The organism is Propionicicella superfundia DSM 22317, from assembly GCF_000423465.1.
GTDB lineage: Bacteria > Actinomycetota > Actinomycetes > Propionibacteriales > Propionibacteriaceae > Propionicicella > Propionicicella superfundia.
The window spans coordinates 661,460-687,234 of sequence record NZ_KE384020.1 but is presented as its reverse complement, the minus strand read 5'-3'; the positions used below and the strand labels follow the sequence as shown (position 1 = coordinate 687,234).

At 70.4% G+C, this 25,775-nt stretch carries 25 protein-coding genes; 23 read left to right on the top strand and 2 right to left on the bottom strand.

Features of this window, described 5'->3' with window-relative positions; translation table 11 throughout:
- Positions 1-18: 18 nt before the first annotated feature.
- Positions 19-1,260 (bottom strand): DUF349 domain-containing protein, encoded by a 1,242-nt coding sequence (locus G555_RS0108400; protein WP_051208583.1) that lies wholly within the window; start codon positions 1,258-1,260, stop codon positions 19-21.
- Between the two features lie 147 nt (positions 1,261-1,407).
- Between G555_RS0108400 and G555_RS0108395 the strand changes: the two genes are divergently transcribed.
- From G555_RS0108395 to aspS, 3 genes are all read left to right on the top strand, one after another.
- Positions 1,408-2,112 (top strand): MBL fold metallo-hydrolase, encoded by a 705-nt coding sequence (locus tag G555_RS0108395; protein ID WP_028708543.1) that lies wholly within the window; start codon positions 1,408-1,410, stop codon positions 2,110-2,112.
- Entirely contained in the window at positions 2,112-3,440 is a 1,329-nt protein-coding gene (hisS, locus tag G555_RS0108390; RefSeq protein WP_028708542.1) for a histidine--tRNA ligase, read from the top strand. The genes G555_RS0108395 and hisS overlap by 1 nt, the downstream gene beginning before the upstream one ends.
- A gap of 76 nt (positions 3,441-3,516) precedes the next feature.
- Positions 3,517-5,298 (top strand): aspartate--tRNA ligase, encoded by a 1,782-nt coding sequence (aspS, locus tag G555_RS18750; RefSeq protein WP_036921657.1) that lies wholly within the window; start codon positions 3,517-3,519, stop codon positions 5,296-5,298.
- Positions 5,299-5,378: 80 nt separating this feature from the next.
- Here the strand turns inward: aspS and G555_RS18745 are convergent, their stop codons facing one another.
- On the bottom strand, positions 5,379-6,044 hold the full coding sequence (locus G555_RS18745; protein WP_051208582.1) for a PadR family transcriptional regulator: 666 nt from the start codon (positions 6,042-6,044) through the stop codon (positions 5,379-5,381).
- Positions 6,045-6,199: 155 nt separating this feature from the next.
- On the opposite strand from G555_RS18745, the gene G555_RS0108375 reads away from it, so the two are divergent.
- The 20 genes from G555_RS0108375 (at position 6,200) to rpoZ (ending at position 25,775) form a co-directional block, all read left to right on the top strand.
- Entirely contained in the window at positions 6,200-7,576 is a 1,377-nt protein-coding gene (locus G555_RS0108375; protein ID WP_028708541.1) for a replication-associated recombination protein A, read from the top strand.
- A gap of 68 nt (positions 7,577-7,644) precedes the next feature.
- Positions 7,645-8,034 carry a DUF948 domain-containing protein gene (locus tag G555_RS18740; protein ID WP_036921651.1) on the top strand — a complete coding sequence of 130 codons (390 nt, stop codon included), beginning with the start codon at positions 7,645-7,647 and terminating at the stop codon, positions 8,032-8,034.
- Positions 8,031-8,264 carry a hypothetical protein gene (locus tag G555_RS18735; RefSeq protein ID WP_036921648.1) on the top strand — a complete coding sequence of 78 codons (234 nt, stop codon included), beginning with the start codon at positions 8,031-8,033 and terminating at the stop codon, positions 8,262-8,264. Before G555_RS18740 ends, G555_RS18735 begins: the two co-directional genes overlap by 4 nt.
- Before the next feature lie 32 nt (positions 8,265-8,296).
- Positions 8,297-10,951: an alanine--tRNA ligase gene (gene alaS / locus G555_RS0108360; protein ID WP_028708540.1), complete on the top strand. Its 2,655-nt coding sequence runs from the start codon at positions 8,297-8,299 to the stop codon at positions 10,949-10,951.
- On the top strand, positions 10,952-11,413 hold the full coding sequence (gene ruvX, locus G555_RS0108355) for a Holliday junction resolvase RuvX (protein WP_028708539.1): 462 nt from the start codon (positions 10,952-10,954) through the stop codon (positions 11,411-11,413).
- A complete protein-coding gene (gene mltG / locus G555_RS0108350; protein WP_028708538.1) occupies positions 11,410-12,516 on the top strand; it encodes an endolytic transglycosylase MltG in 1,107 nt (368 codons plus the stop codon). The genes ruvX and mltG overlap by 4 nt, the downstream gene beginning before the upstream one ends.
- Positions 12,494-13,372, top strand: coding sequence for a shikimate dehydrogenase family protein (locus G555_RS18730; protein WP_051208581.1), 879 nt, complete (start codon positions 12,494-12,496; stop codon positions 13,370-13,372). The genes mltG and G555_RS18730 overlap by 23 nt, the downstream gene beginning before the upstream one ends.
- Before the next feature lie 13 nt (positions 13,373-13,385).
- Entirely contained in the window at positions 13,386-14,573 is a 1,188-nt protein-coding gene (gene aroC, locus G555_RS0108340; RefSeq protein ID WP_028708537.1) for a chorismate synthase, read from the top strand.
- Positions 14,570-15,073 (top strand): shikimate kinase, encoded by a 504-nt coding sequence (locus G555_RS0108335; RefSeq protein ID WP_036921645.1) that lies wholly within the window; start codon positions 14,570-14,572, stop codon positions 15,071-15,073. The genes aroC and G555_RS0108335 overlap by 4 nt, the downstream gene beginning before the upstream one ends.
- Positions 15,070-16,158 (top strand): 3-dehydroquinate synthase, encoded by a 1,089-nt coding sequence (gene aroB / locus G555_RS0108330; RefSeq protein WP_028708535.1) that lies wholly within the window; start codon positions 15,070-15,072, stop codon positions 16,156-16,158. Before G555_RS0108335 ends, aroB begins: the two co-directional genes overlap by 4 nt.
- 31 nt (positions 16,159-16,189) lie before the next feature.
- Complete coding sequence (locus G555_RS18725) at positions 16,190-16,873, top strand: FMN-binding negative transcriptional regulator (protein WP_051208580.1); 684 nt, start codon at positions 16,190-16,192, stop codon at positions 16,871-16,873.
- A 59-nt stretch (positions 16,874-16,932) separates the two neighbouring features.
- Positions 16,933-17,499, top strand: coding sequence for an elongation factor P (gene efp, locus G555_RS0108320; RefSeq protein WP_028708534.1), 567 nt, complete (start codon positions 16,933-16,935; stop codon positions 17,497-17,499).
- Positions 17,500-17,919, top strand: coding sequence for a transcription antitermination factor NusB (gene nusB, locus G555_RS0108315; protein ID WP_028708533.1), 420 nt, complete (start codon positions 17,500-17,502; stop codon positions 17,917-17,919).
- Between the two features lie 70 nt (positions 17,920-17,989).
- Positions 17,990-19,144 carry a glutamine-hydrolyzing carbamoyl-phosphate synthase small subunit gene (carA, locus tag G555_RS0108310; protein ID WP_036921642.1) on the top strand — a complete coding sequence of 385 codons (1,155 nt, stop codon included), beginning with the start codon at positions 17,990-17,992 and terminating at the stop codon, positions 19,142-19,144.
- Positions 19,144-22,476 carry a carbamoyl-phosphate synthase large subunit gene (carB, locus tag G555_RS0108305; protein WP_028708531.1) on the top strand — a complete coding sequence of 1,111 codons (3,333 nt, stop codon included), beginning with the start codon at positions 19,144-19,146 and terminating at the stop codon, positions 22,474-22,476. Before carA ends, carB begins: the two co-directional genes overlap by 1 nt.
- The gene (locus G555_RS0108300; RefSeq protein ID WP_051208579.1) at positions 22,473-23,573 is read left to right on the top strand and encodes a quinone-dependent dihydroorotate dehydrogenase; all 1,101 of its coding nucleotides are present in this window, start codon (positions 22,473-22,475) and stop codon (positions 23,571-23,573) included. The genes carB and G555_RS0108300 overlap by 4 nt, the downstream gene beginning before the upstream one ends.
- Entirely contained in the window at positions 23,570-24,379 is an 810-nt protein-coding gene (gene pyrF / locus G555_RS0108295; protein ID WP_028708529.1) for an orotidine-5'-phosphate decarboxylase, read from the top strand. Before G555_RS0108300 ends, pyrF begins: the two co-directional genes overlap by 4 nt.
- Positions 24,380-24,534: 155 nt before the next feature.
- Positions 24,535-24,846 carry an integration host factor, actinobacterial type gene (gene mihF, locus G555_RS0108290; protein ID WP_028708528.1) on the top strand — a complete coding sequence of 104 codons (312 nt, stop codon included), beginning with the start codon at positions 24,535-24,537 and terminating at the stop codon, positions 24,844-24,846.
- Positions 24,843-25,394, top strand: a complete 552-nt coding sequence (gene gmk, locus G555_RS0108285; protein ID WP_028708527.1) for a guanylate kinase — start codon at positions 24,843-24,845, stop codon at positions 25,392-25,394. Before mihF ends, gmk begins: the two co-directional genes overlap by 4 nt.
- Before the next feature lie 39 nt (positions 25,395-25,433).
- Positions 25,434-25,775, top strand: a complete 342-nt coding sequence (rpoZ, locus tag G555_RS0108280; protein WP_028708526.1) for a DNA-directed RNA polymerase subunit omega — start codon at positions 25,434-25,436, stop codon at positions 25,773-25,775.

Below are 25,775 nucleotides of genomic sequence, written 5' to 3'. Positions count from 1 at the left end.
ACCACGCCCGGGCGGAGCTCAGGAGAACTCGGCCAGCGCCTTCTGCGCCTGTTCGAGCCAGGTCTGGTACGTGGCGATCGAATCCATGGCCTTGGCTGCAGCCTGGGAGTCGCCACGGTCCTCGGCCTTGGCCGCCTTGGTGCGCAGCCGCTCGATCTCGGTCTCGAGCATGGAGACGGTGTCTGCGGCCCTGGCGCGTGCCTCGGGGTCGGTGCGTCGCCACTCCTCGTCGGATGCCTTCTGAATGGCGCTGTCCAATGCCCTGATGCGGTTGTCGAGCCCGCGGATCGCCTCGCGAGGCACCTTGCCGAGCGCGTTGAACTGCTCGAGGAATGTCCGATGCGCCGCGCGGGCGACCTGGACATCGGTGACCGGCAGGATCTCGGCCTCGGCACGCGCGAGCAGTTCCTCCTTGGCGGCGAGGTTGTCGGCGAACTCGGCCGACTGCTCCCGCTGGGCCGACTGGCGTGCGGAGAAGAACTGGTCCTGCAGGCCGCGGAAGCGGGCCCACAGGGCATCGTCCACGTCGCGCGGCGCGGGCCCCGCGGCCTTCCACCGGGCCATGAGGTCACGGAACTCCGCGGACGTCAGACCCCAGTCCGTCGAGTCGGCGATCTGTTCGGCCTCGGCGATGATCTCTTCCTTGGCCTTGCGCGCGGTCTCGCGACGTTGTGCCTGTTCGGCGAACTGCACCTTGCGGCGGCGCGTGTAGGTCGTGCGTGCTGCGGAGAACCGGTGCCACAGCGCGTCGTCGGTCGCCCGGTCGATGCGGGGGAGCGCCTTCCATCCCTCCAGGAGGGTGCGGAAGCGGTTGACCCCGCCGCGCCAGTCGGTGCCGGCGGCCAGTTCCTCCGCCTCGGCGACCATGGCCTCCTTCGCGGCCCGCGTCTCCTCGTTCTGCTGCGCCCGCTGCGCCCGGCGAGCCTCGGCCTGCTGGCTCAGGACCGGCGCCAGCGCGTCCAGGCGGGTCAGCAGCCCGGCGAGGTCCCCGACGGCATTCGCCTGCTCGATGTTGCCGCGCGCGGTCGCGATGGCGCGACGCGCGTCCTCGGGCCCGAGCGCGCCGTTGCCGACCCGTTGTTCCAGCAGCGACACCTCGACGTCGAGGGCTTCGAAACGGCGGACGAAGATGGCGAGAGCGGCATCCGAGGTGGCATCGGGGACCTGGCCGACCACGCGCTCCCCGTCGGAGGTGATCACGTAGACGGTTCCGTCCTCGGCGACACGGCCGAAGTCGGCCGGACGTGCGGGCTGAGTCATACCGCACATCTTGCCCGACCGTGCCCCCGGTCGGCACCTATCTCTCGGTTCCGGGGTGTGGATGCGCGTGTCGGGCGGAGCCACGGGGGCCCGACCGGGGCCCGGGCACGGCGCGGGCAGGCGTGCCCCGGACTGTAGGCTGGGCCGGTGTTCATCACGTCGTTCGCCAGCGGCCAGTGGCAGTCCAACTGCTACCTCGTCGCCGGATCGGCGGCACCCGGGACCGACTGCGTGATCGTCGACCCCGGCTGGGGCGCCGATGAGATGGCGCGGCGGCTCGTCGAGCGGCATCGGCTCCGCCCCGTGGCGATCCTTCTGACGCACGGCCATCTCGACCACATCGGTGCCGCGCACGGCCTGGCCGCCGAGTACGAGATCGAGACCTGGATCCACCCGGCCGACCGTCGCCTGCTGCGGGAGCCGGGGGCGGGGCTGCCGCCGGACTGGGCCCCGATGCTGCGGGCGCTCGCCGGGAGTGAGACCCTTCCCGAGCCGTGGCTGGTGAGGGAGCTGGACGACCTGATGGAACTCGACCTCGGAGGACTCGGGTTGCGGATCCGCCACGCGCCCGGGCACACGGGGGGCAGCGTGTTGGCGCTGTGCGACTACCCCGACGATCCCGAGGTGTCGGCTGTGATGTTCAGCGGCGACGTCCTGTTCGCCGGATCCATCGGGCGCACCGATCTGCCGGGTAGCGACCACGACGCGATGCGCCGGTCGCTGGAGGTGCAGATCCTGTCGCTGCCCGACGACGTCGTGGCGCTGCCCGGGCACGGTGCGCAGACCAGCATCGGCTACGAGCGGGTCACGAACCCCTATCTGCAATCGGACTATTGGAGGAATCAGTCGTAATGGCACGACCCAAGGCACTGTCCGGTTTCCCCGAGTTCCTGCCGGCCGGCCGGATCGTCGAACTGGCCGTCCTGGACAGCCTGCGGCGCACCTTCGAGCTGCACGGTTTCGCGTCGGTCGAGACACGGGCGGTCGAGCCGCTCGATCAGCTCGCGCGCAAGGGCGAGATCGACAAGGAGGTGTACGTCGTGCGGCGGCTTCACGCGGCCGACGACGCCGCCGACGAGCTGGGCCTCCACTACGACCTCACGGTGCCGTTCGCCCGGTATGTGCTGGAGAACGCCGGGCACCTCGCGTTCCCGTTCCGCCGGTACCAGATCCAGAAGGCCTGGCGGGGGGAGCGGCCTCAGGAGGGCCGGTACCGGGAGTTCCTGCAGGCCGACGTCGACATCGTCGGGGCGGACGTCCTCGCCGCGCACCACGACGTCGAGCTTCCCCTGGTGGTCCTCGACGCGCTGGAACGGCTGCACGCCGACTTCGGCGTCCCGCGCGTACAGATGCACGTGAACAACCGGCAGCTCTCCGAGGGCTTCTACCGGGGGCTGGGCGTCGAGGATCCGATGGCGGTCCTGCAACGTGTCGACAAGCTCGACAAGGTGGGCCCGGCGGTGGTCGCCGGCCTGCTGCGCGACGAGGTCGGACTGTCGTCCGCAGCGGCGGAGCGCTGTCTGGAACTGGCGCAGATCACGGCGCCGGACACGTCCTTCGTCGGACGAGTGCGGGCGCTGGGCGTCGAGCACCCGTTGCTGGACGCCGGGCTCGACCAGCTCGCGGGCCTCGTCGAGGCGGCGGCAGCGGCCGTCCCGGGCCGGGTCGTGGCCGACCTCAAGATCGCCCGCGGCCTCGACTACTACACCGGCGCCGTGTACGAGACCACGATGGAGGGCTACGAGTCGATGGGGTCGATCTCGTCCGGCGGGCGCTACGACTCCCTGGCCAGCGATGGCCGTGCGACCTATCCCGGCGTCGGCCTGTCGATCGGCGTGTCGCGGATCCTCGTCCCGCTCATCGGCAAACAGCGGCTGACGTCCACCAGGCCGGTGCCGACCTGCGTGCTCGTCGCGGTCGACGCGGAGGAGACGCGATCCGACGCCATGTCGGTCGCCCGTGCCCTGCGCGCTCGCGGGATCCCGGTCGAGGTGGCGCCGAAGGCGGACAAGTACGGCAAGCAGATCCGCTACGCAGACCGGCGCGGCATCCCGTTCGTGTGGTTCGGAGGTCACACGGGCGAGGTGAAGGACATCCGCACCGGCGACCAGGTGCCCGCGGACGCGGGAGCATGGGATCCGCCCGCCGACGACCTGTACCCGCGCGTCGTCACCGCGTGACGGACGTCCGCGCGGGGGCGATTCCCCGTCGGCCGCCGCGACCGCATAGCATCGAGCCGTTCACGAGAGGATGAGAGTGATCCGCACACATCACGCAGGACAGCTACGCGCCGGTGACATCGGCGCGTCCGTCACCCTGGCCGGCTGGGTGGCCCGCCGCCGCGACCACGGGGGCGTGGCCTTCATCGACCTCCGCGACGCGAGCGGCATCGTCCAGGTCGTCATCCGCGACGAGCTCATCGCCGCGTCGGGCGCCCACGACCTGCGCAACGAGTACTGCATCCGCGTCGCCGGGGTCGTGGAACGGCGCCCCGACGGCAACGAGAACTCCGAGCTGCCGACCGGGGCGGTCGAGGTGGCGGTGTCGGAGCTGACGGTGCTCAATCCGTCCGCTCCGCTGCCCTTCCAGTTGGACGATCGCATCGAGGTCGGCGAGGAGGCGCGGCTGCGGTACCGCTACCTGGACCTGCGCCGGCCGCAGCAGGCCGCGGTCCTGAAGCTCCGCAGCGAGGTGTCGCGGGTCGCGCGGGAGGTCCTGGCGGCGCGCGATTTCGTGGAGGTCGAGACGCCGACGCTGACGCACTCCACGCCGGAGGGCGCGCGCGACTTCCTCGTTCCCGCTCGGCTCAGTCCCGGCAGTTGGTACGCCCTGCCGCAGAGCCCCCAGTTGTTCAAGCAGTTGCTGATGGTGGCGGGTCTGGAGCGCTACTACCAGATCGCCCGCTGCTACCGCGACGAGGACTTCCGCGCGGATCGCCAGCCCGAGTTCACCCAGCTCGACATCGAGCAGAGCTTCGTGGATCAGGAAGACGTCATCGAACTCACCGAGGAGCTCCTCACCCGGATCTGGGCGCTCATCGGCTATGACCTGGTGACGCCGCTGCCGCGGCTGACGTACGCGGAGGCGATGAACAGGTACGGGAGCGACAAGCCCGATCTGCGGTTCGGCATCGAGCTCACCGACCTCACGGAGTTCTTCTCCGCGACTCCGTTCCGCGTCTTCCAGGCCGCCTACGTCGGGGCGATCGTCATGCCCGGTGGCGGCGATCAGCCGAGGCGGACGTTCGACGCCTGGCAGGACTGGGCCCGGCAACGCGGTGCGCGGGGCCTTGCCTACGTGACGATCTCGCCCGATGGCGAGCTCGGCGGGCCCGTCGCGAAGAACATCTCCGACGCCGAGCGTGCGGGCCTGGCCGCCGCGGTGGGCGCGAACCCGGGCGACTGCGTCTTCTTCGCCGCCGGGGAGCGGACGGCGTCGCAGGCTCTGCTGGGGGCCGCGCGCAACGAGGTCGCCGAGCGACTGGGCCTGGTCCGCGCCGGGACGTGGTCGCTCGCGTGGGTCGTGGACGCCCCGCTGTTCAAGCCGACGAGCGAAGCCCGGGCCGAGGGCGATGTCGCGGTCGGCGAGGGGAAGTGGACCGCTGTCCACCACGCGTTCACGTCGCCGAAGCCCGAGTGGCTCGACACTTTCGACACCGACCCGGGCAACGCCCTGGCCTATGCCTACGACATCGTCTGCAACGGCAATGAGATCGGCGGCGGGTCGATCCGGATCCACCGCCGCGACATCCAGGAGCGGGTCTTCGCGGTCATGGGGATCGGGCCCGAAGAGGCGCAGGAGAAGTTCGGCTTCCTGCTGAACGCCTTCGCCTACGGCGCGCCGCCCCATGGCGGCATTGCGTTCGGCTGGGACCGGATCGTCATGCTGCTCGCCGGCGCGGACTCCATCCGGGACACGATCGCCTTCCCGAAGAGCGGGAACGGCTTCGATCCCCTCACAGGTGCGCCCGCGCCGATCACGGCGCAGCAGCGGCGGGAGGCCGGCGTGGACGCCGTGAAGGCATCCTCGACCACGTAGCGATCCGCCGTGGGCAGACGCGACGGGGGTGCGGGACATCGTCCCGCACCCCCGTGGCGTCGGAGAGGCCGCGCCGGGCGTCACACGTCGGAGTCGGCCTCGGCGTCGATGTCGGCGTCGGCGAGCAGCCGGTACAGATCTCGCCGGGCAGCGGTCAGGATGTCGACCGCACCCGTGGAGACCGCACTGTTGCCGGAGCGGGCGGCCGCCTGGAGGGCAAGTCCGAGCTGCCCGAACTCCTTGAACATGGCGCGGTGCGTCTCGGGGAAGGCCTCCTCCCGGGTGGCGAACTCCCAGGGCTTGGGCTTGTCGGCCTGCGCCCTCACGGCCTCCTCACCGGCCGGCGTGAGCTGGAATGCCTTCTGCCCGTCGAGGTCGATCGGCCCGACGAGCCGTTCGTCCTCCAACTGGGACAGGGCGGGGTAGACGGCACCGGGGCTCGGCCGCCACTGCCCGTCGGTCTTGGCTTCGATGAAGCCGATGATCTGGTACCCGTTCATGGGGGTCTCGGCGAGGGCGTGGAGGATGGCCATGCGAACGTTGCCGCGACGGGCTCGTCCGCCGTGCTTGCCGCGCGGTCCTCCGGGTCCGAAGGCTCCGCCGGGCCCGAACGGTCCGCGCGGTCCGAAGGGACCGCCGGGGCCGAAGCCCATGCCCGGGGCGTCCGCCCGCCCCGGGTCCATGGCGAACAGGAATGGGGCCATGTCCCTGGCCAGGTTGCGATGGTGGTGATGATGGGTATGCATGAGGTGCTCCTTCAAGCAGTGGTGTTCGTGATAGGTCGCGGTGAAGATCGCGATATGTAAACGATATATCGTTAACTCGGATCAAGCAAGCCCTTCCCGTTCGCTCTCGGCGGATGTCGCGATCCGGGGACACGGCGGTTCGGTGTAGGTTCGCCGTGATGACTGAGGACCTGTTCGGCAACGTCACGGCGGAGCCTCGCGCCCCGCTGGGCGGGACGCTCGGCGACGGCGGACACGGGCAGGCACCGCTCGCCGTCCGGTTGCGGCCGCGCACGCTGGAGGAGATCGTCGGACAGCGTCACCTGTTGGCGCCGGGTTCGCCGTTGCGGCGGCTGACGGCCGGACAGCCCATGTCGGTGTTCCTGTGGGGCCCGCCCGGGGTGGGAAAGACCACGATCGCCTCGGTCGTGTCGCGCGCCGTCGACAACCGGTTCGTGGAACTGTCCGCGGTCACCGCCGGCGTGAAGGAGGTGCGGGCAGAACTGGCGACGGCGAAGGCGGAGCTGGCCCGGGGGCGCGGCACCGTGCTGTTCATCGACGAGGTCCACCGGTTCAGCCGCAGCCAGCAGGACGTCTTGTTGCCGGCGGTCGAGAACCGTCTGGTCACCCTGATCGCGGCGACGACCGAGAATCCCTCCTTCTCCGTCATCTCGCCCCTGCTCTCGCGATCGCTGCTGCTCACGCTGCAGCCGCTGACCGACGACGACCTGGCCGTCCTGGTCGAGCGAGCGCTCACCGACGAGCGCGGGTTGCGGACACCCGGCGGTGAGCCCTTCACCCTGGCCGACGACGCACGGGCCGACGTCGTCGCGCTCGCGGGCGGCGATGCCCGGCGGGTGCTGACGTTCCTGGAGGAGGCCGCCGCCGTGGCGGCGGCTCAGGACCGAGCCGAGATCGGCTCGGCCGATGTCACGACCGCGGTCGACCGTGCCGCGGTGCGGTACGACAAGTCCGGCGACCAGCACTACGACGTGATCAGCGCGTTCATCAAGTCGATGCGCGGATCCGACGTCCAGGCGTCCCTGCACTACCTCGCCCGCATGCTGGAGGCGGGGGAGGATCCCAGGTTCATCGCGCGGCGGCTCATCGTCCTCGCCTCGGAGGACATCGGCATGGCGGCCCCCGCCGTCCTGCAGACATGCGTCGCCGCGGCGCAGGCCGTCGCCCTCATCGGCATGCCCGAAGCCCGCATCACCCTCGCGCATGCGACCGTCGCCTGCGCACTGGCGCCCAAGTCCAACGCCGTGATCCGGGCGATCGACGCCGCCGTGGCCGACATCCGCGCCGGGCGCGTGGGCGCGGTTCCGCCGCACCTGCGCGACGCCCACTACGCCGGTGCACGCGGACTCGGACACGGACGGGGCTACCAGTACGCCCATGACCATCCGCACGGGGTCGCGGCGCAGCAGTACCTGCCCGACGACCTGGACGGCGTGCGCTACTACGAGCCCACCGAGCACGGTGCGGAGGCCGCGATGGCCGAGCGGGTCCGGATCCTCGACGAACTGCTGGGCAGGGACGCCGGACAGTGACGCCGCACGGCTCGCGGGCCGCCGGACGTGCACTAGGCTGGCTGCCGTTGCCTACCGATGGGGGAGAGATGAGCGTCGGAGAGATCGCCGGACTCATCGCGGCGCTGGCCGCTGTCGTCTTCGTCGCGCTGTGCGCGGTGCCGCTGTTCAAGACCGGTCGCGTGCTGGAGGAACTGCGCCTCACCATTCGCGACGTCGGCCACAACACCGTGCCGATCCTGCAAGAGCTCAAGGGCACGGTCACCGCGACCAACGACGAGATCTCGAAGGTCGCGGTCGTCACCGAGGACGTGACGGCCGTCACCCGGAACGTCACCGTCGTCACCGACAACGCCGCGAAGCTCGCGACCGTCGTCAACGCAACCCTCGGCGGGCCGCTCGTCAAGGGCGCCGCGTTCGTGTACGGGGTCCGCAGCGCCGTGTCGGGCAAGAAGCCGGCGAAGCGGAGCGCCAAGTGAAGAAGCTCTTCTGGGTCGCCGTCGGCGTCGGGATCACGGTCCTTGTCGTCGTCAAGGGCAAGGAACTGCTGAAGATGGCCACGCCCCAGGGGGTGGCCGACCAGGCCGTCAAGGTGGGGCGTAGTCTTGAAACTCGGATAGCGGACTTCGTGGACACGGTCTCGGAGAACATGGCCGCCCGTGAAGCGGAGATCCGTGAGGCCCTCGACATGGACGCGCCGGAGCGCTGACCCGCATCCATCCCAGGCAGTTAGGACACCACATGAAGACCGCCGAGATCCGGCGCCGATTCCTCGATTTCTTCGCGGCGCGCGGGCACGCCATCGTGCCGTCCGCACCTCTCGTGTACAACGACCCGACCCTGCTGTTCGTGAACGCGGGCATGGTGCCGTTCAAGCCGTACTTCACCGGTGCCGAGGATCCGCCGTGGGCACGGGCCGCCAGCGTGCAGAAGTGCGTCCGCACCCTCGACATCGAGGACGTCGGCAAGACGACGCGTCACGGGACCTTCTTCCAGATGCCGGGGAATTTCTCCTTCGGCGACTACTTCAAGGCCGAAGCGATCGAGTACGCCTGGGAACTCGTCACCGGCAGCCCCGACGACGGCAACTACGGCTTCGACCCGGCCCGGGTGTGGGTCACCGTCTACCTCGACGACGACGAGGCGGCGGGCCTGTGGCGCGGTGTGGGCGTTCCGCCCGAGCGCATCCAGCGCCGAGGCCTGAAGGACAACTACTGGCACATGGGCATCCCCGGTCCGGGCGGGCCGTGCAGTGAGATCTACATCGATCGCGGGCCGGAGTTCGGTCCCGACGGCGGGCCCGTCGTCGACGAGGACCGGTTCCTGGAGATCTGGAACCTCGTCTTCCAGACGGAGGAACTGTCCGAGGTCCGGGCCAAGGAGGACTTCGACGTCGCCGGGCCCCTGCCCAGCAAGAACATCGACACCGGCATGGGTCTTGAGCGTGTGGCGTTCCTGCTGCAGGGCAAGGACAACATGTACGAGATCGACGAGATCTACCCCGTGATCGCTCGCGCCGCGGAGCTGTCCGGGAAGCGCTACGGCGCGGACCGGCGAGACGACGTGCGGATGCGCGTCGTGGGGGATCACACCCGATCCGCGCTCATGCTCATGACCGACGGCGTGGCCCCGGGCAACGAGGCACGCGGGTACGTCCTGCGGCGCCTCCTGCGACGCGTCATCCGGTCCATGCGTCTGCTCGGCGTCGAGGATCCCGTCCTGCCCGAGCTGCTGCCGGTGAGCCGCGACCTGATGAGCCGGTCGTACGCGGAGGTGGCGTCCGAATGGACCCGCGTGAGCCAGAACGCCTATGCGGAGGAGGAGGCGTTCCGCCGTACTCTCGCGGCCGGGACGCAGATCTTCGATCTGGCGGCCACCGCCGCCAAGAACGAGCAGCAGAGCGTCCTGTCCGGCGAACGGGCGTTCCAGCTCCACGACACCTACGGCTTCCCGATCGACCTGACCCTCGAGATGGCCGCGGAGCAGGGCCTGAGCGTCGACCGCGACGAGTTCACACGCCTGATGGCCGAGCAACGTGCCCGGGCCAAGGCCGACGCGAAGGCGAAGAAGGGCGGGCAGCTCGCGATCGAGGCGTACCGCGAGTTGCGCTCGGTGGGGGAGACGCGCTTCCTGGGGTACACCGATCTGGCGTCCGACGCGAAGATCCTCGGGATCGTGTCCGACGGTGAGCTCGTCACGAAGGCGGGGCCCGGTGATGTCGTCGAGGTCGTCCTCGACCAGACGCCGTTCTACGCCGAGTCGGGTGGACAGGACGCCGACGCGGGCCGGATCACCGGGAACGGGCTGGTGCTCGACGTCCTGGACGTGCAGCGGCCGGTGCAGGGACTGATCGTCCACAAGGTGCGCGTGTCCGACGGGGAGCTCGTCACCGGGGGCGCCGTGACCGGCGAGGTCAGCGGGGTGGACCGACTCGGCGCGTGCCAGGCGCACTCCGCGACGCATGTCGTCCACGCGATCCTGCGCGAGATCCTCGGTCCGACAGCCGTGCAGGCGGGCTCGTACAACAAGCCCGGCTATCTGCGGTTCGACTTCAGCTCCACGGTGGCTCTCGACGAGACGCTGCGACAGGAGCTCGAAGGCCGCGCCAACGAGGCGATCAAGGCGGACCTGGAGGTCAGCGCGACCCAACTGCCGCTGGCCGACGCGAAGGCGCTCGGCGCGATGGCGATGTTCGGCGAGAAGTATCCCGAGATCGTCCGGATGGTCGAGATGGGCGGGCCGTGGTCGCGCGAGTTGTGCGGCGGCACCCATGTCGAGCGTTCGTCCCAGATCGGGCTGCTCACCTTGCTCGGCGAGTCGTCCGTCGGTTCGGGCGTGCGCCGGGTGGAGGCCCTCGTCAGCACCGATGCGTTCTCGCACCTGGCCGCCGAACGCGCGCTCGTGACAAATCTCGCGGAGCTGCTGAAGGTGCAGCCCGGCCAGCTCACCGACCGGGTGGGCGCGCTGGTCGCCGAGCTGAAGGATGCGCACCGGACCATCGCCGACCTGAAACGGCGCGAACTCGCCGCGCGGATCCCGCAACTGCTCGCCGACGGCCGTGTGATCGCGGACGTCCGGCTCGTCACCGCAGAGGTGGCGGATGCCGACGCGGCGCAGTTGCGCGACCTCGCGCTGGACGTCCGCGACCGGCTCGGCGCGCAGGCCGGAGTGGTCGCGCTCTTCGGCGGCGCGAGCGGCAAGCCGTCCGTCGTCGTGGCCACCACGGCGGCTGCGCGGGCGCAGGGCCGCAAGGCAGGGACGCTGGTCGGAGCGGCCGTCGCCGAACTCGGCGGGCGTGGCGGCGGGCGCGACGACATCGCGCAGGGAGGCGGCACCGATGCGGCCGGCATCCCCGCGGCCGTCGCGGCGGTCGAGCGAGCCCTGTCCGCCCCGTAGATGGAGCCGGGCGTCCGGATCGCCGTCGACTGGGGGAAAGTCCGCATCGGCGTGGCGGCCACCGACCCGACCGCGACGCTGTGCGTCCCGGTGGACACGTTCGACCCGTCGCCGGCCGGGCTGGACCGGCTCTTCGCGGCGATCGCCGAGCGGGAGCCGGTCGTGGTGTACATGGGACTGCCGCGCACGCTACGCGGAGACGAGGGCCCGGCGGCGATCGCCATCCGGGAGGCCGCCGACACGGTGGCGTCGCGGCTGGCTCCCGTGCCGCTGCGTCTGGTGGACGAGCGGCTCACCACCGCCGTCGCGCACAAGGCGCTGGCGGAGGCCGGAAGATCGGCTCGCCGTCGGCGTCGCGTGATCGATCAGGCCGCGGCGGTTGCGATACTGGAGCAGGCCGTCGAGTTGGAGCGCCGGTCGGGGTCGTTGCCCGGTGAGCTCGTGGAAGGGAAGGCGTTGTGAGCCCGAAGGAGCCGACGGAGGTCGAGAAGGGAGCGCTCGGCCGCCGGCTGAAGAGCGCGTTCGCGATCGTGCTGTCCCTGGGGATCCTGATCGGCGGTGGCGTCTTCGCCGCGGTCAAGGTGAACGAGGCCTACTACGCGATCCGCACCGTGGAGGACTACATCGGCGACGGCAAGGACGACATCGAGGTCACCGTCCCCAAAGGCATGTCCCTGGGCGGGATCGGGACGCTGCTGGTGAAGGCCGACGTCGTGAAGACGACCCGGGCCTTCAGCCAGGCCGTCAACGACGAACCCGACGCCAGCAAGATCCAGGCCGGCAAGTACCGGCTGAAGACGCAGTTGCCCGCCAAGACCGCCTTGTCGATGCTGCTGGACTCCAACAACCTCGTCCGCACCAAGATGACGCTGCAGGAGGGTCTGACCGTGACCCAGAGCGTCGCGATCATGGCCAAGGCCGGGGGGCTCGAGCAGTCCGAGATCACCACGGCGCTCAAGGACGCGAGCAAGATCGGGCTTCCGTCCTGGGCGAACAAGAACCCCGAGGGGTTCCTCTTCCCCGAGACCTACGAGCTCCCGCAGGACCCGACCGCGGTGCAGATCGTGTCGCTCACGACCAAGCAGTTCACGAAGGTCACGAACTCGATCAACTTCTCCGGCCGGGCCGGCGAGAACAAGGTCTCGGCCTACCAGGCGCTCATCATCGCCTCCCTGATCGAGGGCGAGGTCCACACGTCGGAGTACCAGACGAAGGTGGCCCGCGTCATCTACAACAGGCTCGCCAAAGGCATGAACCTCCAGCTCGACTCGACCGTCCACTACGCGGTCGGCAAGAGCGGGACGGTCACGACGACCGACGAGGACCGCAAGAACTCGTCCCCGTACAACACCTACGTCCACAAGGGTCTCCCGCCCGGCCCGATCGGTTCGCCGGGCCAGTCGGCGCTGGAGGCCGCGATCGCGCCCGACAGCGGCGACTGGCTGTACTTCGTGACCGTCGATCTCGACACGGGCGAGACCCTCTTCACGAGCTCCTACGAGGAGCACGAGGCGAACGTCAAGAAGTTCCAGGACTGGTGCAATGCCCATTCCGGACGTTGCTGACGGAGCCGACCGCTCCACCGGTCCGGCTCCGGGCCAGCACCGCGTCGCCGTCCTCGGATACCCGGCCGCGCACTCCCTGTCGCCGGTGATCCACCGCCGTGGCTACGAGCTCTGTGGGCTGGAGGACTGGCGGTACGACGTGGTCGAGCTGCGTCCCGCCGAGGTCGAGGGCTTCCTCCGGTCGAGGGACGCGTCGTGGCGGGGGTTCAGCGTCACCATGCCCTTGAAGGAGACCGTCGCCGCGCTGGGCGTGCCCGACCCTCTCGTGGAGCGCATGCACGTCGCGAACACGCTCGTGATCGAGCCGCACCCCGGCGGCCCGGTGCGGCGCGTGTACAACACCGACGTCGGCGGTCTGGTGGACGCGGTGACCGGGACGGGTCTGCCGGCTCCCCGCTCGGCCGTCGTGATCGGCTCCGGCGCGACGGCCCTGTCGGCGGTGGTCGCGCTCGGCTCGCTCGGGGCGCGCGTTGTGGTGGCGGCGCGCGACGAACGGAAGGCGGCCCTGCTCGCGGCCCGCGGCGACGATCTCGGCGTCGCGACCGACACGACCGTCTGGGGGACCTTCCCGTCCTGCGACACGGTCGTCTCGACGGTTCCGTCGGCCGGGGTCGGGCCGCATGTCCGGGCCGTTCTGGACGCGGGCCCGCGGCTCGTGTTCGACGTGATCTACGACCCCTGGCCGACGCCGCTGGCCACGGCGGCCGCGCAGGCGGGCGCCGCGGTGCTGTCGGGGCTGGATCTCCTCGTCCACCAGGCGACCGCGCAGTTCCGCCTGTTCACCGGGCGCAGCGTCCCCGCCGCGCCGCTACTTCTTGCCGTGCGGGCGGAGGCAGCACGGCGGACGGCGACGTGACAGACTGCCCCCTATGCTCCGTTTCCTCACCGCCGGCGAGTCCCACGGGCCCGCGTTGTTCGTGACGCTCGAAGGGATCCCGGCCCACGTTGAGGTGGGCACCGCCGACATCGCGGCCGCGCTGGCCCGGCGTCGTCTCGGAGCGGGCCGGGGGGCACGGATGGCGTTCGAGGCCGACGAGGTCACGATCGTCGGGGGCGTGCGGCACGGTCGCACGCTGGGCTCTCCGGTGGGGATCATGATCGGCAACACCGAGTGGCCGAAATGGCAGCAGGTGATGGCGGCCGATCCCGTCCCGGAGGCCGATCTCGCTCGGCTGTCCCGGAACGCGCCCCTGACGCGGCCGCGCCCGGGCCACGCGGATCTGGCGGGCATGCAGAAGTACGACTTCGCCGAGGCGCGCCCGCTGCTGGAGCGCGCGTCGGCGCGCGAGACCGCCGCCCGCGTCGCGATGGGAGAGGTGGCGAGACGTTTCCTGCTCCAGGCCTGCGGCATCACCGTCCTGAGCCATGTCGTCGAACTCGGCGCCGCCCGCGTCCCGGCCGCCACGCGCCCGGTCTACGCGGACCTGGCGCGGATCGACGCCGACCCCGTGCGCTGCGCCGATCCGGCCGGGAGCGAGGCGATGCAGGACGAGATCGCCCGGGCGCACAAGGAGGGCGACACCCTCGGGGGCGTGGTCGAGGTGATCGCCGAGGGCCTCCCGCCGGGACTGGGCTCGCACGTCCACTGGGATCGCCGGCTCGACGCCCGGCTCGCGGGCGCGCTGATGTCCATCCAGGCGATCAAGGGCGTCGAGGTCGGGGACGGGTTCGACCTCGCCCGCACCCGTGGTTCCCTCGCCCACGACGAGATCTTCAAGGACGCCGAGGGCATCGTGCGTCATTCGAACAGGTCCGGAGGCACCGAGGGGGGGATGAGCACCGGCGCCTCGCTGCGGGTCCGGGCCGCCATGAAGCCGATCGCCACCGTGCCGCGGGCGCTGGCCACGTTCGACACGGTGACCGGCGAGGCGACGACGGCGCACCATCAGCGATCCGACGTGTGCGCCGTCCCGGCGGCCGGCGTGGTGGCCGAGGCCATGGTCGCCTATGTCCTGGCGGACGCGGCACTGGAGAAGTTCGGCGGGGACTCCGTGGCCGAGACCGCGCGCAATCACCGGGCGTACCTGGATTCGCTGCGATCGCGAGACCTCCTGTGACGACCATCGCGGTGGTGGGGGCGCCGGGCGCCGGGAAGACGACCATCGGTCGCGCGTTGGCCACGGCGCTCGGCCTGTCGTTCGTGGACGTGGACGCCCGCGTCGAGGAGGTCGCCGGAAAGCCGATCGCCGAGATCTTCGTGACCGACGGCGAGCCGCACTTCCGCGCGCTCGAGGTCGAACAGACGCTCGCCGCGCTCACCGGGCCCGGAGTCGTCTCGCTGGGCGGTGGCGCCGTCGTCAGCGCCGAGATCCGCCGGGCGCTGGCCGGACACACCGTCGTGTGGCTCAGGGTCTCCGCCGCCCAGGCGGCACGGCGCGCCGGGCTCAACGCGAGCCGCCCGCTGCTGTGGGGCAACCTGCGGAGCCGGTTGCAGACGCTGCTGGCCGAACGCACCCCGCTGTACGAGGAGGTGGCGACCATCGCCGTCGACACCGATCACACCGATCCGGCCGACGTGGTCGCCTCGATCCTGTCCGCCGTGAAGGAGGAGCCATGACGCACCGCGATGTGATCGATGTCCACGGGGAACGCCCCTATCAGGTCCGGATCGGACGCGGGCTGATCGACGAGGTCGTCACGTTCACCGATCACAGGGCTCGCGTCGCCGTCCTCCATCCGCCCACGCTGACCGCGCAGGCGGCCGAGTTCGCCGCGGTGTCGCTCGCCGAGGAGACGATCCTGGTCGAACTCCCCGACGGGGAGGCCGCGAAGACCGCCGGAGTCGTCGCCGCGTGCTGGGAGCGCCTCGCGGGGCACGGCTTCACCCGTTCGGACCTGCTGATCGGGCTCGGGGGTGGAGCCACGACCGATGTCGCGGGATTCGTCGCGGCGACCTGGCTGCGCGGCATCGACTACATGGCGGTGCCGACCACGCTGCTCGGCATGGTGGATGCGGCGGTGGGCGGGAAGACGGGCATCAATCTTCCGGCGGGCAAGAACCTCGTCGGGTCCTTCTACCACCCGATCGCGGTGAGCTGCGACCTGGACTTTCTCTCCAGCCTGCCCGACGCCGACCTGCGCGCCGGCATGGCCGAGGTCGTGAAGTGCGGGTTCATCTCCGACCCGGTGATCCTCGACACGATCGAGTCCCAGCCGGAGGCGTGCCTCGACTGCCGATCGCCCGTGCTGGCCGACCTGGTCCGCCGGGCGGTCACGGTGAAGGCGCAGGTCGTGTCGCAGGACTTCCGCGAGTACACGTCGCACGGGGACATGGTCGGGCGGGAGATCCTGAACTACGGGCACACCCTGGGGCACGCCATCGAACGGGTCGAGGGGTACACCTGGCGCCACGGCGAGGCGATCAGCGTCGGCATGGCCTGGATGGCCGAGGTCGCCCTGATGCTCGGGCTGCTCGACCCGCAGACATCCGCGCGGCACGGCGACGTGCTCCGCTCGCTCCACCTGCCGACGTCCTACCGCAGCGACCGGTGGGAGACGCTTCGCGAGGTGATGGCGGTCGACAAGAAGGCGCGAGGACGGTCACTGCGGCTCATCTCCCTCACCGGGATCGGTCATGCGCGCGTGCTGGAGGATCCGCCGGAGGCCGTCCTCAGCGTAGCCTTCGCGGCTCTGGCAGAGTGAGCACGGACGTCTTCTTCAGGACAGAGGTGGAGTGATCGTGTACGTGCCCCGGCAGTACGAGATGGATGACGAGCATCTGCGACGATTCCTGGCGCAGCCGCGGGCCGGCGATCTCGTGACGGTGACCCCGCACGGTCCCGAGGCGACCCTGCTGCCGGTCGTGTACCACCCCGACGACGGTCCGCACGGATCGTTCATCGCACACATGTCGCGGGTCAACCCGCAGTGGCGCGCCGAGATCATCGGCGAGGCGCTCCTGATCCTCACCGGTCCGCATGCCTTCATGACGACCCGGTGGATGCCGGACGTCTTGGCCGCGGGCACGGCGATCCCGACCTGGAATTACCTGTCGGTCCACGCATACGGCCGCCTCGTGATCCACGACGACGAGCAGTGGGCGTGCCGTGCCGCCGCCGAACTGGCGGAGCTGCTGGAACCGGGGTACGACGTGGACGCCCTGCCCGAGCCGTACCGCAGCGGTCAGTTGCGCGCCATCGTCGGGATCGAGCTCCAGGTGACCCGGGTCGTGGCGAAGGCGAAGCTCAGCCAGAACCGGTCGCTGTCCGACCTGGCGGAGATCGTCGCCGGGCTGCGCGACGCCGGGCTCGACGAGCTCGCGACCGAGACCGAGCAGATCGCCTGCCCGTACGCCGCCCGGCGCGACGAGGTCGTGACCCAGGCGGCCGCGAACCGCGACCGGCCTGCCCGAACCTGACGCCCAGGGTCGCGGAGACCGCTACACTGGCCTGCGGTTTCTCGCGCGAAAGGCAGCTAATGGGCACCTCCTCGACCAACGACCTCAAGAACGGCATGGTCCTGAACCTCGACGGTCAGCTCTGGACCGTCATCTGGTTCCAGCACCACAAGCCAGGCAAGGGCAACACCGTCGTCCGGTCGAAGCTCAAGCATGTGCTGAGCGGCAAGGTGGTCGACAAGACGTTCAACTCCGACACGAAGGTCGAGACCGCGAACGTCGACCGCCGCGAGATGCAGTACCTCTACCACGACGGCGCGTCCTTCGTCTTCATGGACACCGCGACGTACGACCAGCTCAACATCCCCGACGATGTGGTGGGCGATGCGAAGGACTACCTGCTGGAGAACGCGCTCGCGACCGTCGCGCTGCACGAGGAGAACCCGCTCTACATCGACCTGCCGGCCAGCGTCGAGCTGGAGGTGACCTACACCGAGCCGGGCCTGCAGGGCGATCGTTCCACCGGCGGCACGAAGCCCGCGACGGTCGAGACCGGCCTGCAGATCCAGGTGCCGCTGTTCATCGTCACCGGTGAGCGTGTGAAGGTCGACACCCGCACCGGTGAGTACCTGGGCCGGGTCAGTTAGGTGGCGCACGACCCGGGCGCTCCCCGCACGTCGGCGCGCGGCAAGGCGCGCAAACGCGCTCTCGACATCCTGTTCGAGGCGGAGCTGCGCGGCAACGACCCGCTCTCGACGCTGAGCGAACGGACCGCGGACGCCGACCCGCCGGTGCGCGTGTACACCACCGAGCTCGTGCAGGGCGTGGTGGCGCACGCCGACGAGATCGACCGTCGCATCGTCGACAGCCTGCGGGAGGGGTGGACCCTGACCCGCATGCCCCGGGTGGATCGCAACCTCGCACGCATCGCCGTGTACGAGTCGGTCTACGGCGGACTCCCGGCCCAGGTCGCCGTGTCCGAGGCGGTGGGCCTTGCCGGCGAGCTGTCGACCGACGAGTCGCCGGCCTTCCTCAACGGCGTGCTGACACGAATCACGGGCACCTGACACCGGCCGGGCGACACCCGGGGCGGGCCGTGTCCTTTGCTAGTGTCGGGGCGAACTCAAGGAGAATCCGATGACGATTGGCGGACTGACACCCGGCGCTCCTGCATTGCTGGTTCTCGAGGACGGGCGATCGTTCCGCGGCGAGTCCATGGGCGCCCAGGGCGAGACGTTCGGCGAGGCCGTGTTCGCGACGGGGATGTCCGGCTACCAGGAGACCCTGACCGACCCCAGCTACCATCGCCAGGTCGTCGTCGCGACGGCCCCCCACATCGGCAACACCGGGTGGAACGACGAGGACGACGAGTCGTCGCGGATCTGGGTGGCGGGCTATGTCGTACGGGACGTGTCCCGCGTCCGCTCGAACTGGCGGAGCGACCGCGACCTGCCCTCGGAACTCGCGCGACAGGGCGTCGTCGGGATCACGGGCATCGACACACGCGCGCTCACGCGGCATCTGCGCGAACGCGGCGTGATGCGGGTCGGCATCTCGACGGTCGATCTCGACCCGGCGTCGCTGCGCGCCAAGGTGCTGCAGCAGCCGTCGATGGCCGGCGCCGATCTCGTCGGGGACGTGACGACGAGCCACGAGGTGATCGTCCCGCCCGCCGGGGAGAGGCGCTTCACCGTCGCCGCCGTCGACCTCGGGATCAAGGACATGACGCCCCACCGCATGGCCGAGCGCGGTATCGAGGTGCACGTCCTGCCGGCCTCGGTGTCCTTCGAGGATCTGAGGAGCCTGCGGCCCGACGGGGTGTTCTTCTCCAACGGGCCCGGCGATCCGGCCGCCGCGACGGCCTCGGTGGACCTGCTGCGGCAGGTCCTCGACGACGGCATGCCGTTCTTCGGGATCTGCTTCGGCAACCAGTTGTTCGGCCGGGCGCTCGGATTCCCGACCTACAAGCTCAAGTACGGCCACCGCGGGATCAACCAGCCGGTGATGGACCGCACCACGCGCAAGGTCGAGATCACGGCCCACAATCACGGCTTCGCGGTCGACGCGCCGCGCGACGAGGTGATCGACACCCCGTGGGGTGCCGCGACCGTCAGCCATGTGTGTCTCAACGACGACGTCGTGGAGGGACTCGAACTGCACGACGCCGACGGCGAGCTCGTCGCGTTCAGCGTCCAGTACCACCCCGAGGCGGCCGCCGGCCCGCACGATTCCGCCTATCTGTTCGACCGGTTCACCGACATGCTCGCCCACCGGGCGGGGAAGGACGCCTGATGCCCCGCCGGACCGACATCTCCTCCATCCTCGTCATCGGTTCCGGCCCGATCGTCATCGGCCAGGCCGCCGAGTTCGACTACTCTGGGACGCAGGCATGCCGCATCCTGCGGCAGGAGGGGTTCCGGGTGATCCTCGTGAACTCGAATCCGGCGACGATCATGACCGACCCCGAGTTCGCCGACGCGACGTACATCGAACCGATCACGCCCACCTACCTCGAGAAGATCATTGCCGCCGAGCGTCCCGACGCCCTGCTGGCCACGCTCGGGGGACAGACCGCGCTCAACACGGCCGTCGCCCTCCACGAGTCGGGCGTGCTGGACGCCTACGGCGTCGAGCTCATCGGCGCGTCCGTGGAGGCGATCCAACGCGGCGAGGACCGGGAGCAGTTCAAGCACATCGTCGAGGCTCTCGACGTCGCCGGCGGACCAGCCGAGGTCGCGCGCTCGGTCATCTGCCACAGCATCGAGGAGGTGATGGCCGCCGCCGGGCAGTTGGGATACCCGGTCGTCGTGCGGCCCTCCTTCACGATGGGCGGTATCGGCTCCGGCCACGCCTCCACCGAGGAGGAACTGCGGCGGATCGCCGGCATCGGTCTCGCCGCCAGCCCCGTGACCGAGGTCCTCATCGAGGAGTCGGTCGTGGGCTGGAAGGAGTACGAGCTGGAGGTCATGCGCGACAAGGCCGACAACGTGGTCGTCGTGTGCTCCATCGAGAACCTCGACCCGATGGGCGTCCACACGGGCGATTCGATCACGGTCGCGCCCGCGATGACGCTCACCGACCGCGAGTACCAGCGGATGCGCGATGTGGGCATCGGCATCATCCGTGCGGTGGGGGTGGACACGGGCGGGTGCAACATCCAGTTCGCGATCAACCCGGCCGACGGGCGCATGGTCGTCATCGAGATGAACCCGCGGGTGTCGCGGTCCTCGGCGCTGGCGTCGAAGGCCACGGGCTTCCCGATCGCGAAGATCGCGGCCCGGGTTGCGGTCGGCTACACGCTCGACGAGATCCCCAACGACATCACGGCCGAGACGCCGGCGTCGTTCGAGCCGACCCTCGACTACGTCGTGGTGAAGGTGCCGCGCTTCGCCTTCGAGAAGTTCCCGTTCGCCGACTCGACGCTCACCACCCACATGAAGTCGGTCGGCGAGGCGATGGCCATCGGACGCAACTTCACCGAGGCGCTCGGCAAGGCGCTGCGCTCCTTGGAGGATGCGAAGGCCCCGTTCGACTTCGCGGCGCCGCTCGACGCCACGCGCGAGGAGACGCTCGCCCGGGCGGCACGACCGCACGACGGGCGGCTGTCGGCGGTCGTCGCGGCGCTGCGGATGGGCGTCTCGACCGCGGAGGTGCACGAGGTCACCCGGATCGATCCGTGGTTCCTGGACCAGTTGCTCCTGCTCGTGCAGGTCGCGGAGACCGTGCGCACCGCGCCCGAGCTCACCGCCGACGTGCTGCGCCTGGCCAAGCGCCACGGACTGTCCGACCGGCAGGTCGGGGCGGTGCGCGGCCTCAGCCCGGCCGTCGTGCGGGAGCGCCGCTGGGCGCTCGGGGTGCGGCCGGTCTACAAGACGGTCGACACGTGCGCCGCGGAGTTCGCGGCGCGGACGCCGTACATGTACTCGTCCTACGACGAGGAGACCGAGGTGGCGCCTCGGGAACGCGAGGCCGTGATCATCCTCGGCAGCGGTCCGAACCGCATCGGGCAGGGCATCGAGTTCGACTACTCGTGCGTCCATGCGGCGATGAGCCTGCGCGACGCGGGGTACGAGACCATCATGGTCAACTGCAACCCCGAGACGGTCTCCACCGACTACGACACCTCGGACCGGCTGTACTTCGAGCCGCTGACGCTGGAGGACGTCCTCGAGATCGTCCACGCCGAGCAGGCCGTCGGCCCGGTCCGCGGGGTCATCGTGCAGCTCGGCGGGCAGACGCCGCTCGGGCTGTCCACGGGGCTGAAGAAGGCCGGCGTCCCCATCGTCGGCACGTCGCCGGAGTCCATCTTCCTGGCCGAGGACCGCGGCGCCTTCGGGGGCGTGCTCGCGGCGGCGGACCTGCCTGCGCCCGCGTACGGGACGGCGCTCTCGGTCGACGAGGCCAAGCGGATCGCCGCCGAGATCGGCTACCCCGTGCTCGTGCGGCCGTCGTACGTGCTCGGCGGGCGGGGCATGGAGATCGTCTACGACGAGGAGTCGCTGGCGGCCTACATCCAGCGCGCCACGCTCATCACACCCGACCGGCCCGTTCTCGTCGACCGCTTCCTCGATGACGCGATCGAGATCGACGTGGACGCCCTGTACGACGGGCAGGAGCTGTATCTCGGCGGCGTCATGGAGCACATCGAGGAGGCCGGCATCCACTCGGGCGACTCGGCGTGCTCGCTGCCGCCGATCACGCTCGGCGCGGAGGTCATCGACAAGATCCGCGAGTCCACGAGGCTGATCGCCGACGGGATCGGCGTCCGGGGGCTCCTCAACATCCAATACGCGTTGCTGTCCGACACGCTGTACGTGCTGGAGGCGAATCCCCGCGCGTCGCGCACGGTGCCGTTCGTGTCGAAGGCCACCGGCACGCAGCTCGCCAAGGCTGCGGCGCGCATCATGCTGGGTCTCAGCGTGGCCGATCTGCGCGCGGAGGGGATGCTGCGCGCCGAGGGCGACGGCGCGGCGAACCTGGACTCGGCGCCCATCTCGGTGAAGGAGGCGGTCATGCCGTGGAACCGCTTCCGGACGCCCGAGGGTGTGTCGGTGGACACCGTCCTCGGTCCCGAGATGAAGTCCACGGGCGAGGTGATGGGCATCGACTCGAGCTTCGGGAAGGCGTTCGCGAAGACGGCGTCGGCGTCCTACGGAGACCTGCCGACGTCGGGGCGCGTGTTCGTCTCCGTGGCCAACCAGGACAAGCGCAACGCGATCTTCGCCGTGAAGCGGCTGGCCGACATGGGCTTCGAGCTGTGGGCGACGGCCGGCACGGCGCAGGTGCTGCGTCGTCACGGCGTCTCGGTGCGGACCGTGCGGAAGGTGAGCCAGGGCCCCGGCCCCGACGGCGAACCGACGATCGCCCAGCGGATCGCCGACGGCGATGTCGATCTCGTCTTCAACACGCCCCACGGGCACAGCGCCCACGGCAGTCCGCGCAAGGACGGCTGGGAGATCCGCACCGCGGCCGTCCTGCGCGACGTGGCCTGCATCACGACGGGTGCCGGGCTGCAGGCGGCGGTGCAGGGAATCGAGTCTCTCCGCAAGGGCGAGCTCGGAGTGCGTCCGCTGCAGGCGTGGAGCGCCGACATGGACGCCGAACTGCGCGCGGGCCTGCGGTGACCGCGCGGGCGGTGCTGCTGCGCACGGGCTACCGGACGTTCCTGCGTCCTCTGCTCTTCCGGGCCCATCACGGTGATCCCGAGGCGATCCACGAGGACATGATCACCTGGCTCGAGCGGCTCGGCGCCAGCCCTGCCGTGCGCGGGCTGCTCCGGCTGCTGCACGGCGGTGCGGCGAATCCGGTGAGCGTGGCAGGCGTCGCGTTCCCGGGCCGCGTCGGCGTGGCGGCGGGTCTCGACAAGGACGGCCGCGCGGCTCTCGCGTGGCAGGCGTTCGGGTTCGGCTTCGCCGAGCTGGGCACGGTCACGGGGCTCGCGCAGCCCGGGAACGACCGGCCGCGCGTCTTCCGGCTCCGCGAGAGCTCCGCGATCATCAACCGGATGGGCTTCAACAACCTCGGTGCGCGGGCCATGGCCGAGCGACTGGACGGCCTCGGCGTCCGGCGGGGCAACCTGCAGGTCGGCGTCCCGCTGGGGATCTCGCTCGGGAAGACGAAGGCCGTCCCGCTCGACGCCGCCGCCGAGGACTACCTGACGTCGCTGCGGGCGCTCGCGCCGTTCGCCGACTACATCGCGGTCAACGTGTCGAGTCCGAACACGCCCGGATTGCGGAGCCTGCAGGGGGCGGACCATCTGGGCGCCCTGCTGGGCGCGCTGACGCGCGAGGCCGAGCACCTGGCGGCGGCCGAGCCGCTGGGCGCGGTGCCGATCTTCCTCAAGATCGCCCCCGACCTGTCCTGGAATGAGGTCGACGCGGTCCTGGAGACCGCCTGCGAGCAGAACGTCCGGGGCGTGATCGCGACCAACACCACGCTCACCCGGCACGGGCTGGCACCGGCCGACGAGGCCCGCGCGGCGGAGGCGGGCGGGCTGTCCGGCGTGCCCCTGACGGCGCGGGCGCGGGAGGTCGTGACCTACATCACCGCGCACAGCCCGTTGCCGGTGATCGCGTCGGGCGGAATCATGAGCGCCACCGATGCGGAAGCCATGTTCGACGCCGGCGCTCGGCTCGTGGAGCTCTACACTGGCTTCATCTACGAAGGGTCGGGCCTGATCGCAGCGATCAACGCCCTGCCGCCGACGAGGAGGACGGCATGACCGCGACATATCAGGGGCGACTCGCCGCCGTGACCGAGGCCCGTGGATCCCTGTGCGTCGGCATCGACCCGCACGCCAGTGTCCTGGAGGCCTGGCGGCTGCCCGCGAACGCGGTGGGCCTTGAGAAGTGCGCCCGCGCGGTCGTCGAGGCCGTCGGCGACAAGGTCGCGGTGTTCAAGCCGCAGTCGGCCTTCTTCGAGCGGTTCGGAGCGGCCGGCATCGCCGTCCTGGAACGGGTGCTGGCCGACATCCGCGCAGCGGGTGCGCTGAGCATCCTCGACGTGAAGCGCGGTGACATCGGTTCGACGATGGCCGGGTATGCGGCGGCCTACCTCGCCGACGACGCGCCTCTGCGGGCCGACGCGATCACGGTGTCGCCCTATCTGGGCTTCGGCTCGCTGATGCCGGCGTTCGACCAGGCGCACGACACCGGGCGCGGCGTCTATGTCCTGGCCCGGACGTCCAACCCCGAGGGTGCCGAGATCCAGCTCGCGATGGGGGAGGACTCCTCGGTCGCGCAGCGGATCATCGACGAGAGCGCCCGCCTCAACCGCCGCAGCGGCCAGGGGGCGATCGGTCTCGTCGTGGGGGGCACCCACGACTCGATCGGGTGCGATCTGTCGGGGTTCAACGGGTCGATCCTCGTCCCGGGGATCGGGTTCCAGGGCGGTCGCATCGACGACCTCCCGCGGCTGTTCGGCGACGCGCTCGACCGCGTTCTGCCGGTCGTGAGCCGCGGGGTCCTGGCGGCCGGTCCGAGCGTGTTCGCGCTCACGGCGAAGGTGGAGCAGTTCCTCGGCGTCTGATCGCCGGAACGTCAGCAGGACAAGGAGAAGCGGCGAGCCGGGGGCCGAGTTCCTCGCAGGGGGGACCAAAAGCCATTCTCCTCCCGTACCAGGGGTGTCTTGCCCCCCGAATGCCGCTATCTTGGGGCGCAGACATCAACCGTGGAGGCGAACCAGTGAGCATCCCATCTCTCACCCCGGAGCAGTTGGAGGGAGCCCGGGCGGCCGCAACCGCCGCCCGTCGTCAGCGAGCCGCCCTCAAGGAGCAGCTGCGCTCCGGCGAACTGACGCTCGGCGAGGCGCTCGACAAGGCGACCGAGGACGAGGTCCTCGCGCATGTGAAGGTCATCGACCTGCTGAAGGCGCTCCCGCGCGTCGGCGAGAAGCGGGCCGCCCGGATCATGGAGAAGCTGGAGATCGCGCCGAACAGGCGGATCCGCGGGCTCGGCAGGCACCAGACGGCCGCGTTGCGCGCCGAGTTCTCGTGACAGGCTCCGTCACCGTCATCTCCGGTCCTACGGCCGTGGGCAAAGGGACGGTCGTGAAGCGGCTGAAGGCCGAGCATCCCGACGTGTGGGTCTCGGTGTCGGTGACGACCAGACCGCCGCGGCCGCTCGAGGTCGACGGCGTCGACTACCACTTCGTGACCGACGAGCAGTTCGACGAGCTGATCGCCACCGACGGGCTGCTCGAGTGGGCCGAGGTCCACGGTGCCCACCGGTACGGCACACCGGCCGCGCCGGTGGAGCGGGCCGTGGCGGCCGGACGCACCGTGATCTTGGAGATCGACCTGCAGGGTGCGCTCCAGGTGCGCGAGCATCTTCCCGGATGCCGGCTGGTGTTCCTCGCCCCGCCGAGCTGGGACGCGCTGGTGGAGCGGCTTGTGGGCCGGGGGACCGAGAGCCACGAGATGCAGCAGCGCCGGTTGGAGACCGCCAAGGGCGAGCTCGCCGCCGCCGAGGCGTTCGATGCCGTGGTGGTGAACGACGAGATACCGCAGACCGTGGAGCGTTTGGTAGGCTTACTGGGCCTGTGAAGAATGGCGCGTCTTGCGCTGCCCGAGCGAAGGTTTGCATTGACCAATCACATTGCCGAAGGCATCACCCATCCCTCGATCGACGAGTTGCTCGACAAGGTCGACTCCAAGTACCGGCTGGTTCTGTTCGCTGCAAAGCGAGCACGTCAGATCAACGCCTACTACTCCCAGCTCGGCGAAGGCCTGCTGGAGAGCGTCGGACCGCTGGTCGAGACGTCGGTGCAGGAGAAGCCGCTGTCGATCGCGTTGCGCGAGATCGAGGCAGGCGTCCTGGAGTGCAACGAGTTCGACCCCGAGGCCGAGGCCGCCGCGGCTGCTGAGGCCGAGGCCGCCGAGCCCGACTTCTCACTCGACCCGTTCGGCGACCCCGGTCTCGCCTGA